The following is a 402-nucleotide window of genomic DNA, read 5'->3' as shown; positions in this document are numbered from 1 at the left end:
TGAATAATGGAAGGTAAAACGAAGTTCCGGCAGTTTTTACGGTTTAGCGCGGATACTATCGAGTAGCAGACAGGCGGACGCTCCCATCAGGAGATTGATTGTCCATTTCGGTGTCATCAACAGATGGGGGCGACCTATCGTTCTGGCGAGAGTTTCGCTGTAAACCTTGTTGGTCTCCGGATGAGGTGCGCTGAGGTTATATGCGCCCTGTGCATGAGGGGTCTCAAGTAAATAGATCATCGCTCGGACCAGGTCTTGCCGGTGAATCCGAGGCAGATATTGCTGGCCATTGCCTATCGGCCCACCTAAAGCTAGACGGTAGGGTAGCAACATTTTAGCCGGTGCACCGCCGCCTAAGCCAAGCACCACGCCCGTGCTTAACAGACTAACGCGGTTTTGTTC

Annotated in this window: 1 pseudogene; it reads right to left on the bottom strand. The window is 52.7% G+C overall.

The features are described from left to right. Window positions 1–36 precede the first annotated feature (36 nt). Window positions 37–402, bottom strand: a pseudogene (locus UF06_RS26675) (epimerase); the annotation flags it as partial.

Source organism: Vibrio sp. S234-5 (genome assembly GCF_000960595.1).
Classification (GTDB): Bacteria; Pseudomonadota; Gammaproteobacteria; order Enterobacterales; family Vibrionaceae; genus Vibrio.
The sequence above is the reverse complement of the archived record's forward strand: the minus strand, read 5'-3'. Positions and strand labels throughout refer to the sequence as shown.